We start from the raw sequence: 12,342 nt of genomic DNA, 5'->3' as shown, positions 1-12,342 counted from the left end.
CCGAAAAGGCATCACTACTTGCCGCAGGCCTATCTTGCCGGATTTGCTGACAACGATGGAATGATCGCGGTTCACGACCGTCGGCAGGGGACTTACCGCTTGCAGCTACTCAAGGACACGGGGCTGGAAGGACATCTTTATTCTCACATTCTCTCCGATGGATCAAAGCAAGCGCCAATAGAGATAATGCTCTCCAAAATTGATGGCCAATTCCCTGCGCTGAGCAAAGAATTCCACAAAGGCGCTCCACGATTCACCCCGACGGAAATAGAGCCCCTGTTTGCGTGGATATCAGCTTTGGTTTTTCGCGTTCCCGCGATGCAGAATTTCTTGAAGCGATTGGGAAATAGAGCAATGGACGCACAATTGGAGGTGGCTTTAGAAACTGAGGAAGCAGCGCAGGCCTATGCATCGCAAATTTTCGGTGCTGAGTCTGAAGTGGCTCAACAATCATTGGAGGGAATTAAAACTTTCATTGAAGATCTTGAAGCTAAGTACCCGAGGGCGAATGTGTCTCTTCATTCCTCAGTTAAGGCGATGGAACAGGGTCACCGTCTGCTCTGCAACAAGGCCCATATCACGGTGCTGCACGCACCGCCGGGCAAACAGTTCGTCACCTCAGACCGGGGTCCGATTGCCCACCATCCAAAGCGCCCCGACGGGGTAGAGGGTTACCTTGGTCCCGGCAGCACAGTGCTTGTCCCGCTTTCAAAATACATCACATTAGAGCTTATTGACGGCCCGTTCAAGATTTTACACCTTCATCTGAGCAGAGAGGATCTGACCCGCATTAATGCAATCGTCACTCGAGCATCGCTTCGCTTTGTTCACGGAGACTCGGTCCAGAGGCTTCGGGCGGTCATAGAAAAAGCGAAACTGGGGGCTTTCAGCGCCTGAGTTGTCCGCTTGCAACGATCAAGATGCTTTCGGGGCTCACCCGGAGGCGCTGGAGATCGAAGTGCTCCCGACGTGAATCGAACACGTATCTAGAGTTTAGGAAACCCTTGTTCTATCCGTTGAACTACGGGAGCAAATTATTTCAGGGGCGTGACCCACACCTTTTGACCACTTTCCGACTCGCCACCGAGCGCTCGAAGCTGCGCGGATGAAAGCGGTTTGGTGAGAATCGGATCAGGCACGCCGGGGGGAGTACTACCCGCGTGCCGAGGTAGCGGGCAAGACCAAACCGAGACGGCTTCTGACGAGGAGACCATCAATCGCCAACCGCGAGCGCGGCAACTTCGGTTCACGATGGAGGCAATACGCCGCAGCGCCTTCAGCCGTTCGGGTGCGGGCGTTCTCAAGGCCCGCCAAGCTTTCTTGAATTCATCGATTTCACTAAGCCGGGCCAGCAATGCGGGCGTGATCTGGATAGTCCCGGTATTCACCTGAGGGCTCCTTCACCCATGGATTCACCCGATTACACCCAAATAGAGCGCGCGAAGCGTGCATTCAAACGAATGAATGAATTCCCTGCGGGATGCGTCTCAGGGTCATGATCTTCCATCGTGTCATTCCGCTCTTCCTGTCGGCGCTGGCGCCGCTGACGGCAGCCGAATTTCCCTGCGTCCCCGGCTCGGACCGGGTCTTGAGCACCACGGAAGTGAAGAACTTCTGGGTGAACCACTTGCAAAACCAGCCGCTGGCTCCCAAGCCGACCCGCCTGCATCCCGAGCAGGAGGAATCCCGACAGCGCGAGATCTCCCGCCGCCGCGGCCTGATCCAGGCGATCCGCTCCGGCCAGCACGACATCGCCGCGCGCCTCGTCTGCCTCAGTCACAATGTCGAGGCATGGACCCGCCAAGGCGACGAGGCGAAGGCCTTCGAGGCCGAGCGCCAGCTGCTGCTGGTCCGCGAGCACGTCGCGAAGATCGCGACCCTCGAAGCCCAGCGCGAGGCTGCCGTGAAACTCGGCGAAGCCGCCGGCCGCGTGATCGAAATGGACGCGGAGCTCCAGCGACTCAAGCAACTGGAAGCGACGCTAGTGCAGGGGTAGGGTAGGAGGCGCTCACGGAAGGCTCTTCCGCCGGAAGCGCGGGGACTCCGCTGACCCGGGCGCTGACGCGTCAGACGGGACGTATCATGGGTGCCCGGCCGCACAGAGGATTGCCCCGTTTCTGATAGTCAAGTGCGGGGCTATCTCCGGCTGCGCCTCCGGTTGGGCGGACGCCTTTTCAGGCGACGAAGAGCTTCACGACCCAGGAGACGAGGAGGGCGGTGGCGACGAGGAGCAGGCCGAGGAGGAGCAGGCTCTTGCCCTGGGTGCGGCGCTCGTTGCGGATCTGGGTGCGGCTGGCCTTCTCCTCGAATTCGCGGAGGCGGCGGCGGTCGGCAAGGTCATCGGGCGGCGGCAGGGTGGCCGCTTGTTCTTCCGCCTCGCGCAGGATCTTGCGCGGGGCGGCACTGGCGTTTGCGATCTGCTCGCGCAGGACACGCTCCCTTTCTTCAAGGGCGCGCAGCTCTTCCATGGCAGGATCGTCGGCGAGGCTCCGGGAAAGGCGCATGTTGAGGGTCATTTGACGAGGTAGGCGATGAGTGCGATCCCGCCGAGGATGATGACCGGGAGGTTGAAGGCCAGGCCATTGCGGAATTGCCGGCCGAAGTCGCCGGAGAGGATCCGGCGGGCTTTGGCCCCGTTGAAGATATTGGCACTGCGGGTCCGCGAGAAGTAGTCCGCGGCCTGCGAGAATTCATCGTCGGCATGTTCGGCGACGGTCATGGCGCGCTCGATGTTGGTGGCGAGGCTATCGCGGTTCCAGCTATCGGGGTTGATCTTTTCGAGCTTGCCGAGGTGGGAGGCGAGGCAGGCGCGGCATTGCTCGAGCTCCTCGATCTCCTGCTTCATGTCGATCACCTCGCGGTCGATGCGCGTGACGGTGGCCGACATCTTGTCGGTGAGCTCCGCCTGCGCGCCGATGAACTCGCGCTTGCGGACGTTGAGGGATTCGACCTCGCGCTTCTGACGTTCCAGTTCTTCGCGCTGCTGCTCCAGTTGCTGGAGTTGTTCCTCGGCGGCGCGGAGTTTGCCCTCGACATTATCTTCACCCTGGCGGGCAGATGCCGCCGGGTTGGGATTCATTTCAAGCTGGGTGCTGCGGATCTTGATGTGGTGCGTGTGCTCGGGAGCGGGTGGCATTGCCTAAGGCGGGATGCGGAACAGCAGGGAGCTTTTACCTCCGCGCAATTGAGGCTTCCAGAAAATTCATCAGGAACTCTTAATGAATCACTTATGAAGTGTTCATGTGAACGCTTTATGATGCAGAATGCGCACTACCGACCGCAGGGAAACCCAATTTTTCACACAAAAGTTCTTCCCAATGTGACTACATCGTGGATTCACATTGTGCATCCATTGTATGAAAACTCACCTTGCGCTTTCCCCTACCCGGCTGGCACTGCTCGTGCCGCTATTTGCGGCGCTTGCGAACGCGGAGACGATTGTCGTCACTTCGCTGGCGGATTCCGGCGCGGGCTCGCTGCGGGCGGCGATCGCGGCGGCGGCGGCGGGTGATACGATCCGGATCACGGCGAGCGGTTCGCTGAATTTGAATAGCACGCTGAGGCTGGACCGCGCGGTGACGATCGAGGGGCCGGGCGCGACGGGATTGAAGATCCGCCGCGGCAATCTGGCGGCGGAGTTCGCGGTGTTCACGGTGACCTCCCCGGGAGCGGTCGCGCTGCGCGGCTTCATGGTGACGGACGGCGATGCTCCGGAGGGCGGCGGCGGGCTGCAGCGCAAGGCGACCGGACCACTGCTGATCGAGGACTGCCACTTCATCGGGAACGATTCCGGAGGCAGCGGCGGGGCGATGCGGCTGACGGGAGGTGGCACGGTGACGCTGCGGCGCTGCCTGATCCAACATAACATCTGCGAGGGCGGCAGCGGCGGCGGCATCTATCTGAGAGGAACCACGCTGGATGTGTCCGGGACGACTTTCATGACGAACGGGACCCACCTGTATGGCGGCGGGCTGTATCTCGAAAGCAGTGCGACCGCGAATGTCCACAATTGCACCTTCTCCGGAAACTCCGCCGACCGCGCGGGCGGGGCGATCGGGCTGGGTGACAATTGCTGGATGAACCTGCTCTCCAGCACCGTGACCCTGAACAGCCTGGGTGGCGGGATCCATAACATAGGAGGTAAGGTGAATGTCGGGAACAGCATCCTTTCCAAGAATGGAAGTGCGACCGGAGGGGACTACCAGGGCCACGTGGTCTCACTCGGCTACAATCTGACGGGCAAGGTGGCGGCGGCTTCCTTCAACAAGCCGGGAGACAAGACGGGGGTGAACGACCCGGGCTTGAACCCTCTGGACTACTACGGCGGCAGTACTCCGGTCCATCTGCCGCGCCCGGACAGCACGGACCTGATCGACCGCGGCAACCGTTCCCTCGGAGGCGTGATCCTGAACATGGATCAGCATGGCAAGACCCGCCCGGTGCGAGCGCATTGGCAAGAGCCTGTGCCGGGCGGGGATTTCAGCGACATCGGCGCGGTGGAGCTGCAGGAGTCGGAGCAGAAGCCGGCGGTGATCGTGGTCAACACCACGCAGGACAACGACGACGGAGTGGCGGGCCACCTCCACTGCACACTGCGCGAGGCGCTGCGGGAGGCGAACGAGGCGGCCCTGCCGGACGGCACGGTGATCCGCTTCCATCCGGCGGTCTTCGGGCCGGGCAAGCCGCTGCGGGTGATCGCGACGGGCTCCGAGCTGCCGCATATCATGAAGCGCGTGTTCATCCAAGGGCCGGGGGCCAAGGCGCTGACGGTGCGGCGTAGTGATAGCGCGCGGAATTTCAGCGTCTTCTCGATCGGCGAGCACGATGCCTTCGGCTCGATTTCCGGGCTGACGGTGGCGAACGGCAAGAATTCCATGGGTGGCGGGATCTATGTCTTCAGCTCGGGTCAATTGATCCTGACGGATTGCCACGTGACGGGCTGCCATGCGACGTATGAGGGCGGTGCGATCTTTTGCAAGGACGGGCGGGTCGTGATCAAGGGCTGCACGATCTTCAACAACCGCTCGGACAATACGAACGCCGCGGTGTCGCACGGCGGAGGGCGCGGCGGCGCGGTGCTGGGGAATAGCACCTTCCAAGGCAATACCTCGCGCAGCGGCCCGGGCATCATTTCCTCAGGCGGGACGATGAGCCTGAGTTCCTGCACCATCGTAGACAACTATCCGGGCGGAGTCTCCGGCGTCGGGACGGAAGCGGCCATCACGGTCCGCAACTGCATCATCACCCGCAACTACAAGGACGACGTGGGCTACAAGGTGACGAGCGGCGGCTTCAACATCGTGCACTTCCCTAACAGCTCGTTCGTCGACGGGGTGAACGCCGACCAGACGAACGTGATCGATCCCGGGCTGGGGCCGCTGCGGGACAACGGCGGGCCGACCTACACGATGGCGGTGCTGCCGAAGAGCAAGGCGCTGGACAAGGGCAAGTCCTTCGGGCTGACGGTGGACCAGCGCGGGCTACCGCGGCCCTACGATACGCCAGCCGCAAGCGGTGCGGCGGGCGGCGACCAGTCCGACATCGGGGCCTTCGAATCGAGTCCGGTGAGTTTCGAGACGTGGCGGCGTTTGTGCTTCACGGAGGAGCAGCTCGCGAGTGCTGCCTCGGCCCCGGAGGGTGATGCGAATGCGTCCGGGATCGCGAACACGCTGAAGCATCTTTTCGGGCTGGATCCGCTGCTGCCGATGGGTGCGGGCGATCTGGGGGCGCTGCCGGAGATCAGCAGCAGCATCGAGGGCGGGCGGAGCTACTTGACGGTCACGTATCGGAAAAGCGCCTTCTACAGCGGGCCGTCGGAGCGGGTGGAGATTTCCACCGATCTGGTGGAATGGGTGCCGGCGGTAACCGAGCGGGGCAACACGGGCAGCGCGGATCCGGAGACCATGCAGATCCCGGTTTCGAGGACCGTGGATGTCACGGGGATGAAGAAAGCTTATCTGCGCGTGGCGGCGGGGGAGTAGGTGGCTCCGGGAAGCGGCCCAGCCGCCTTGGACTGCGGCAGCTTGCTCTGCCTGTTACCCACATTGTGGAGAGATCAACGCGCCAGCGCCCGGGACCGCGGAGGCTCTGCCCCGCAGAAGCACCCCCCGCAGCACTACACGTCGCGCGGCGGTGGTGGAAAGCGCCGTCGCTTGGCTGCCTGCCTTTCCGTGCCGCGGGCAGCGAGGGACCGTTCTGCGGGCCGGGTGGCTCCGCGCTCCCAGCGGTAGAGCCGTCCGTGAGGCATCACGGGAATGTGGGTAGCGGGCAGAGCCTGCTGCCGCAGTCCAAGGCCGCTTCGTGGCTCCTCTGCCAGACTGATAGCGGGCTGTTAGGGACCGTGCTTGCGGCGGCCCTGCCGGAAAAAGAAAGCGGCCGTCCTACCCCTAGGACGGCCGCCAAACCCAACAGGTGAAACAAACTGACCCTGGAAAAACTCAGGCGATGATGCCGAGCGGCTTGGTGGTCTTCCAGCCGCCGCGGGTGAAGTCCGGGAAGTCCTGCGGCATGCCGTCTTCCTTCACCGACTTCTCGCTCAGCGGGCCGACGGAGGACCAGAAGCAGCCTTCGTAGACATTCTGATCGAGCGGCTGGCCTTCGCGGAGGCACTCGATGATGCGGTAGAGCATGAGGAAATCCATGCCGCCGTGGCCGCCCATCTTCTTGGACAGCTCGCCCATGCGCTTGAAGAGCGGGTGCTCGTATTTCTCGGCGATCTTCTCGAACTCCTCGTCATCGGTCCACTCGTGGTGGGACTTGGTGACGCCCTCGATGGCCATGCCGTTCGGGAAGCCCTTGAGGGTGCCCTTGGTGCCTTGGATCAGATTGTGGCGCGTGTAGGGGCGGGGCGAGGTCTCGTCCCACTGGATCATGATGGTGCGGCCGAGGGTGGTCTTGATGATCGAGGTGTTCATGTCGCCCCCTTCGAACTTGAGGGTCTTGAACTCCGGCTTGGTGAGCTTCTGCGAACTCTGCGCGTAGAGGGCGCGGCCTTTCGAGGGCGAGGAGAAGGAGACGAGGCGGCGGAAATTATCCTCACCGCGGCCCAGGCTCATGTACTGCGCCACCGGACCGAGGCCGTGGCAGGGGTAGAGATTGCCGTTGCGCTTCGCGTAGTGGTAGGTGCGCCAGGAGCCGGTGGTGTCTCCGTTCTCCATCTGGCCGCGCAGCTCGTGGATGTAGGCGGACTCGCCGTGGAGGAGCTCGCCGAGCACGCCCTGGCGGACCATGTTCAGGTAGAGCAGTTCCTCGCGGCCATAATTCACGTTCTCCATCAGCATGCAGTGGCGGCCGGTGGCTTCGGAGGTGTTCACGATCTCCCACATCTCCTCGGTGGTGAGGGCGATCGGGATTTCGACGAAGGCGTGCGCGCCGGCCTTCATGGCACCCACGGCCATGGGCCCGTGGAGTTCCCAGGGGGTGACGACGAAGACGGCGTCCGGCTTGGTCTCGGCGAGCATCTTCTTCCAGGCATTCTCATCCCCGAAATAGACCTTCGGCTTGTGGCCCTTCTCGCTGACCTTCTTTTCGGAGCGCTTCACCAAGTCTTCGCGGAGGTCGCAGATGCCGACGAAATCGACGCCTTCGATGGCTGCCAGTTGGGAAGCGTGGCCGGAGCCGCGGGCCCCGACGCCGATGATGGCGACCTTGACCTTGGCGAGCTTCGGTGCGGCGAAGTCGCCCATGTACTTGGCGCCCGAGGGGCGGCTGGGGCTGCCCTGCGCGCCGGCGAGGCCCGTGGCAGCGGTGAACGCGGCACCCACGCCGCCGAGGGTCTTGAGGAAAGTCCGGCGTCCGGCGGCGGAAATAGTCACTTTTTCGTCAGGGTTCATCTTTTTAGTGTCGCGTTAATTACGTTTTCTAGCGGAGCGCCTTTCACGTGGCAACCCCGGGAACCGCCGAATTTTTGCGATTTTGGGTCAGGTATGGCGGCGGGATGTCGTGCCTGGAAGCGGCTGACAGGGTGCCGCAAATTCCTAGTTTCGCGCGTTCCCTGCTGCCCGATGCGACCACGCCGGTTGCGGCACGGTATCTCCGGATACATCCGGAAATTCGTGAGGACTGGCTTTCGGCCTGCTCCTTGAGGCATTTGCCCGACTCCATATTCCGACCATGAAATACCCCATCATCGCCTTCGCGCTTGTCGCCCATCATCCCCTGCTGGCAGCCACCCAGAACCAGCCGTTCAACTTCTCCGCGTCCAACGCCGGCAACCTGTATAGCGGCACCAGCGGTCCCACCCCGTCGAATCTGGTGAGCTCCGGTTTCTTCACGGCCACGGTGCAGCCTTTCAATCCCGCGCTCGGCAGCCTGACCTCCTTCGGGGTAACTTATCAGTTGGACGGGGTGATGACCGGTGGCGTGGGCAATGAGTCGGAGAGCGGCGCGGTGGCGGCCAGCTTGGGCGGCAACTTCGCGATCAATGGTATTATCTTTAACGGCTGGGGCGGCGGTGGTGGCAGTTTGGACCTCCCCTACTTTCCGGGCGAGACGATCGAGGAGCCTTTCTCGGCGGACCCCTTCGAGACTACCCTCAATGTCGCCGCCGGACTTTTCCATCCGGGGCTCCTGACAGCGGTCACCGGCACGCAGCCTTTCACGCTGGCTTTCAGCAGCGGGGTCAGCCTGAGCTACGTGAACGTGACCAACCTGGCCGCGAGCTTCAGCGCCACGATGACGATGGTGTACAATTACGAGACGCCTGCCGGCTCGGAATCGCTGAAGATCGTGAACGTGATCCGCGATGGCACGCAGGAATCGGTCTCGATCGAGTGGACCTCCGCGACCGGCAAGACCTACGCGGTGGATGCCTCGGACGGCCTCGACAGCTGGGATGAGATTGCGACGGCACTGGCGGCATCCACGACCGGCACGACAACGACCTTCGTGGAGCAAGCGGTGCCGGCGACCGTCGCGCGGCGCTTCTACCGGGTGCGGGAGAAGGAGTGAGCGACGGAAAAGGCAGGGACCTTTCTCCGAAAGGTCCGGCTGGGGACGGCCCGATCGAAAGACTCGGTGTCTTTGAGGTAATCGTGCCGCCATCCGCCGGACCGCTTGGAAAGCGGTCCCTGCCCTCCCGAAAAAACCATTCGGCATTCCGCATGGTTCGCGCCACCTTGGGGGCGAATCATGAAGATCGAAGGAATCCGCGGCTGCTACGAGAAGACGGGCGGCATGTTCTATTTCGCCCGAATGTGCTCGAAGATCCGGCTCGAGGCGGCGGGCAAGCTGCCCCCGGATTACTTCGACATGCTGGGCAAGGGCTTTGACGGCCGGACCTGCCGCTACCTCGGCGTGAACTACACGGAGGTGAAGGCCCGGGTGCTCGAGGGCATGAACGATGAGGCGGTCCTGGAATGGTGCTCCGCCACCGGCCGCCGCCTGACCGCGGAGGAGATCCTGATCTACAACAGCTTCATGAGCAAACGCGGCTGGCGGGACGATGAGACGGACGAGTTCATCCCCGGCATGATCCGCGAATACGGCCTGGCCGATGACGGCAAGGTCGTGACCGACTTCGACCTGATCGAGGTCGACGAGGGCCGCTGGTATCCGGACATGTGGCGCGATGCGTGGAAGTGAACGATCGATGCCGCGCTTCCTTCCAACAGTGGCCCTGCCGCTCGTGCTGCTGGCAGCATCGTGCCAGACCGCGCAGTTCTACTCGCAGGCGGTGAGCGGGCAGTTGGAGATCATGCGCAAGAGCCAGCCGATCCCGCCGATCCTGGCCGATCCGGCGACGCCGCCGAAGCTGAAGCGCCAGCTCGAATCGGTGCAGGAGATCCGGCGTTTCGCCAGCGGGCACCTGACCCTGCCGGGTGACGAGAGTTATGGGAAGTATGCCGATCTCGGCCGGCCCTATGTGGTCTGGACGCTCTACGCGGCACCGGAGTTTTCCCTGGAGCCGAAGACCTGGTGGTACCCGACGCTGGGGAAGCTGGACTACCGCGGCTTCTTCAAGAAGGAGGAGACGGAGGAACTCGCGGCGAAGCTGCGCGCGGAGGGCTACGACGTGCAGACCGGCGGGACCGATGCCTACTCGACGCTCGGCTGGTTCCACGATCCGGTGCTGAATACGTTTGTCGATGCCTCTGACGTGGATCTGGCGGAGCTGATCTTCCACGAGCTGACCCACCGCCGGCTCTTCCGGAATGGCGATACGACCTTCAACGAAAGCCTGGCGAATGCAGTGGCGGAGGAAAGCGTGCGGCGTTGGCTGCGCTATCATGGGCGCACCGCGGATCTGAAGAATTACGATGCACGGCTGATCCGGCGCGGGCAGTTCTACAATCAGATCGACAGCACGCGCGCGGCGCTCAAGGCGCTGTATGCCTCGGGACGTCCGCCGGAGGAGATGCGGCGGGAGAAGGCGCGGCTTTTCCGGGAACTGCAGGACCGCTTCCGCGAACTCCGCCGGCGCTGGGGCGGTCGCGGGCTCGAATCGTGGATGAAGGAGGACATCAACAACGCGCACCTGGTCTCGGTGATCACTTACCATCACCACGTGCCGGCCTTCCACCGCTTGCTGAAGGAGTGCGGCGGGGATCTGGATTTGTTCTTCGAGAAGGCGAAGGATGTGAAGCTGGGGAAGGAGAGGTAATTTGACGCGTCAGCGCCTGGCACTGCCCCGCAGAACCGACCCCGACAACAGGCGGCATCACGACGATGGCATGGAGAGCGCCGTCCCTTGGCCGCGTGCCTTTCCGTGTCCACGGCAGTGATGGACCATTCTGCGGGCCATGCGGCTCCACGCTCCTGGCGACATGTTCGATCCGCACCACAATGCGGTGAAGGATTGCTACCTGGTGAAGGGCCGCCTGGAGTACCTTAAGGGGATAACCTTTGCGTGCCGTTCGGGGCTGCGGGTGGTGTGCCGTCCGGGGCACCACCCCCTACCCCGTTCCGGGGGATGGGGAGCGTCCCGTTCGAGGGGGCGGCCTCAGACCTTCTCGGCCAGCTTCTTCTTCAGCTCCGGCCACTGCTCGCGGCTGACGATGTAGCCGACGCAGCCCTTCTTCCCACAGCGGCAGGGGTGGTCCTCGTAGCACTCCACGTCGAAGGCGTAGTCGAAGGTCAGCTCGTCGCCGGCTTTGATCGCGTTGAGCGCGTGGATGAAGATCCGCTTGCCGTCGATCCAAGCCTCGCAGTTCGGCTCGCAGGAATGATTGATCAGGCGCGCGGTGTTCCAAGGGACGTTGCCGTCGATGTCGCGCTTGTTGGTGAGGGTGAAGATGTAAACGGCGGCGTCACCGCTCTCCTGCGACTTCGCGTGCTGGGCCCAGGCGCGGCGCTCGCTCTCCTCCTTGTCGATGACCTCGCCGACGTATTCGATGATCTTGGTGCCGGCGGCGATGTCCTGCGTGGCGTAGACGCCGCGACCGTGGATCTGCGAGCCGCGCACTTCACAGAGCTCGCTTTGGCCGCGCTGCCACATCTGCTTGAGTTTTTTGAACAGGGTGGCTTCGTCCAAGAGATTGTTCGATTTCTTACCCATGGTGGTCTTTCGCGCGGCACTGGTCATCTGTCCTTCTTCTCCTCTCCCTTGATCTCGGGCAGTATCATGTTGTCCGGCAGGGTGAAGAACAGCCGGCGCAAGTCGGAGAGGCGCAGGCCGGAGCCGTCGATGAAAGTCCAGTCGTTCTTGTCCTTGTCGGCGATGGCGACCTGGAAGCTGTGGCTGACCACCACGTGCATCTTCGGCGCTTCGTTCGGCTTGGCGGGTGCGGTGAAGAGGATCTCGGTGGCGGTGGGAATGACGATCAGCCACTTCTTGAAGATCATCTTCTCGACCGGCTTGCCGCCCTCCTGGACGGTCTCCTTGCCGGCATCGACCTCGTAAGCGGTCGGCGTGCCCTCGGCGCGGAAGGACCGGAGCACGATCCCCTGCTGCGCCATCATCTTCGGCACGGCGGCGAGCTTTTCCTGGAGCTTGTCCATGCCGCCGACGCTCTTGGCGAGGGACTCCTTCCACGGCGGGAACATCCGGTCGATGGCGGCTTGGTGGCGGCCGAGCACGACCTCCTTGCCCATATCGTTGACGGCCGCGATCGCGGCCTGCTCCACGGCGGGCGGGGCCGCGACCTGCCCGGGTGCCCGCCCGACGGCAAGGCAGATCATTACCACGGAAAGAATCGCTCGCATCACGCCGAATGGATGACGGGGGTGGTCGGCGGCGTCAAGAAGCGAGGCGGAAAGGCCAATCACTAATCATCAATCTTCCAATCATCAATCGAAGTGGCGCTGCGCAAAGAAGGGGCGCTGGCGCGTGAAGGTGGTCCGCACAGTCCTCTGTGGGGACCACCTTCTCCCGTGCAGCGGCAGACTGATTTGTGATTGGAGGAT

11 protein-coding genes and 1 tRNA gene are annotated in these 12,342 nt (G+C 62.9%); 6 read left to right on the top strand and 6 right to left on the bottom strand.

Annotated features, from left to right (window positions below; translation table 11 throughout):
* Positions 1–18: 18 nt before the first annotated feature.
* Positions 19–897 carry a DUF4238 domain-containing protein gene (locus tag ABWK72_RS21515; protein WP_367871638.1) on the top strand — a complete coding sequence of 293 codons (879 nt, stop codon included), beginning with the start codon at positions 19–21 and terminating at the stop codon, positions 895–897.
* A 62-nt stretch (positions 898–959) separates the two neighbouring features.
* On the opposite strand, the gene ABWK72_RS21510 is transcribed toward ABWK72_RS21515, so the two are convergent.
* Positions 960–1,031, bottom strand: a tRNA-Arg gene (locus ABWK72_RS21510).
* A 464-nt stretch (positions 1,032–1,495) separates the two neighbouring features.
* Here ABWK72_RS21510 and ABWK72_RS21505 point away from each other — a divergent pair.
* Positions 1,496–1,996 (top strand): hypothetical protein, encoded by a 501-nt coding sequence (locus ABWK72_RS21505; protein ID WP_367871637.1) that lies wholly within the window; start codon positions 1,496–1,498, stop codon positions 1,994–1,996.
* 178 nt (positions 1,997–2,174) lie between these two features.
* Here ABWK72_RS21505 and ABWK72_RS21500 read toward each other — a convergent pair whose 3' ends face one another.
* Together ABWK72_RS21500 and ABWK72_RS21495 are read right to left on the bottom strand one after the other, a co-directional pair.
* Positions 2,175–2,504, bottom strand: coding sequence for a hypothetical protein (locus tag ABWK72_RS21500; protein WP_367871636.1), 330 nt, complete (start codon positions 2,502–2,504; stop codon positions 2,175–2,177).
* 8 nt (positions 2,505–2,512) lie between these two features.
* A complete protein-coding gene (locus ABWK72_RS21495; protein WP_367871635.1) occupies positions 2,513–3,136 on the bottom strand; it encodes a hypothetical protein in 624 nt (207 codons plus the stop codon).
* Between the two features lie 220 nt (positions 3,137–3,356).
* Between ABWK72_RS21495 and ABWK72_RS21490 the strand changes: the two genes are divergently transcribed.
* On the top strand, positions 3,357–5,981 hold the full coding sequence (locus ABWK72_RS21490) for a choice-of-anchor Q domain-containing protein (RefSeq protein WP_367871634.1): 2,625 nt from the start codon (positions 3,357–3,359) through the stop codon (positions 5,979–5,981).
* Between the two features lie 456 nt (positions 5,982–6,437).
* Here the strand turns inward: ABWK72_RS21490 and ABWK72_RS21485 are convergent, their stop codons facing one another.
* Positions 6,438–7,832, bottom strand: coding sequence for a Gfo/Idh/MocA family oxidoreductase (locus ABWK72_RS21485; RefSeq protein ID WP_367871633.1), 1,395 nt, complete (start codon positions 7,830–7,832; stop codon positions 6,438–6,440).
* A gap of 280 nt (positions 7,833–8,112) precedes the next feature.
* Between ABWK72_RS21485 and ABWK72_RS21480 the strand changes: the two genes are divergently transcribed.
* From ABWK72_RS21480 to ABWK72_RS21470, 3 genes are all read left to right on the top strand, one after another.
* Positions 8,113–8,949 (top strand): hypothetical protein, encoded by an 837-nt coding sequence (locus ABWK72_RS21480; RefSeq protein WP_367871632.1) that lies wholly within the window; start codon positions 8,113–8,115, stop codon positions 8,947–8,949.
* A 180-nt stretch (positions 8,950–9,129) separates the two neighbouring features.
* On the top strand, positions 9,130–9,582 hold the full coding sequence (locus tag ABWK72_RS21475; protein ID WP_367871631.1) for a DUF5069 domain-containing protein: 453 nt from the start codon (positions 9,130–9,132) through the stop codon (positions 9,580–9,582).
* Between the two features lie 28 nt (positions 9,583–9,610).
* Complete coding sequence (locus ABWK72_RS21470; protein WP_367871630.1) at positions 9,611–10,600, top strand: aminopeptidase; 990 nt, start codon at positions 9,611–9,613, stop codon at positions 10,598–10,600.
* A gap of 339 nt (positions 10,601–10,939) precedes the next feature.
* Here ABWK72_RS21470 and ABWK72_RS21465 read toward each other — a convergent pair whose 3' ends face one another.
* Together ABWK72_RS21465 and ABWK72_RS21460 are read right to left on the bottom strand one after the other, a co-directional pair.
* On the bottom strand, positions 10,940–11,521 hold the full coding sequence (locus tag ABWK72_RS21465) for an SET domain-containing protein (RefSeq protein ID WP_367871629.1): 582 nt from the start codon (positions 11,519–11,521) through the stop codon (positions 10,940–10,942).
* Positions 11,518–12,117 (bottom strand): hypothetical protein, encoded by a 600-nt coding sequence (locus tag ABWK72_RS21460; RefSeq protein ID WP_367871628.1) that lies wholly within the window; start codon positions 12,115–12,117, stop codon positions 11,518–11,520. Before ABWK72_RS21460 ends, ABWK72_RS21465 begins: the two co-directional genes overlap by 4 nt.
* Positions 12,118–12,342 lie beyond the last annotated feature (225 nt).

Origin of the sequence: Luteolibacter sp. Populi (assembly GCF_040801775.1) — a bacterium.
In the GTDB taxonomy this organism is placed as follows: Bacteria; Verrucomicrobiota; Verrucomicrobiia; order Verrucomicrobiales; family Akkermansiaceae; genus Haloferula.
The sequence above is the reverse complement of the archived record's forward strand: the minus strand, read 5'-3'. Positions and strand labels throughout refer to the sequence as shown.

Excerpts from the sequence above, each read along its gene's own strand:
- ABWK72_RS21485 (WP_367871633.1), bottom strand. The coding sequence starts at position 7,832 with ATGAACCCTGACGAAAAAGTGACTATTTCCGCCGCCGGACGCCGGACT.
- ABWK72_RS21505 (WP_367871637.1), top strand. The coding sequence starts at position 1,496 with ATGATCTTCCATCGTGTCATTCCGCTCTTCCTGTCGGCGCTGGCGCCG.
- ABWK72_RS21475 (WP_367871631.1), top strand. The coding sequence starts at position 9,130 with ATGAAGATCGAAGGAATCCGCGGCTGCTACGAGAAGACGGGCGGCATG.
- ABWK72_RS21500 (WP_367871636.1), bottom strand. The coding sequence starts at position 2,504 with ATGCGCCTTTCCCGGAGCCTCGCCGACGATCCTGCCATGGAAGAGCTG.
- ABWK72_RS21465 (WP_367871629.1), bottom strand. The coding sequence starts at position 11,521 with ATGACCAGTGCCGCGCGAAAGACCACCATGGGTAAGAAATCGAACAAT.
- ABWK72_RS21490 (WP_367871634.1), top strand. The coding sequence starts at position 3,357 with ATGAAAACTCACCTTGCGCTTTCCCCTACCCGGCTGGCACTGCTCGTG.
- ABWK72_RS21480 (WP_367871632.1), top strand. The coding sequence starts at position 8,113 with ATGAAATACCCCATCATCGCCTTCGCGCTTGTCGCCCATCATCCCCTG.
- ABWK72_RS21495 (WP_367871635.1), bottom strand. The coding sequence starts at position 3,136 with ATGCCACCCGCTCCCGAGCACACGCACCACATCAAGATCCGCAGCACC.
- ABWK72_RS21460 (WP_367871628.1), bottom strand. The coding sequence starts at position 12,117 with ATGATCTGCCTTGCCGTCGGGCGGGCACCCGGGCAGGTCGCGGCCCCG.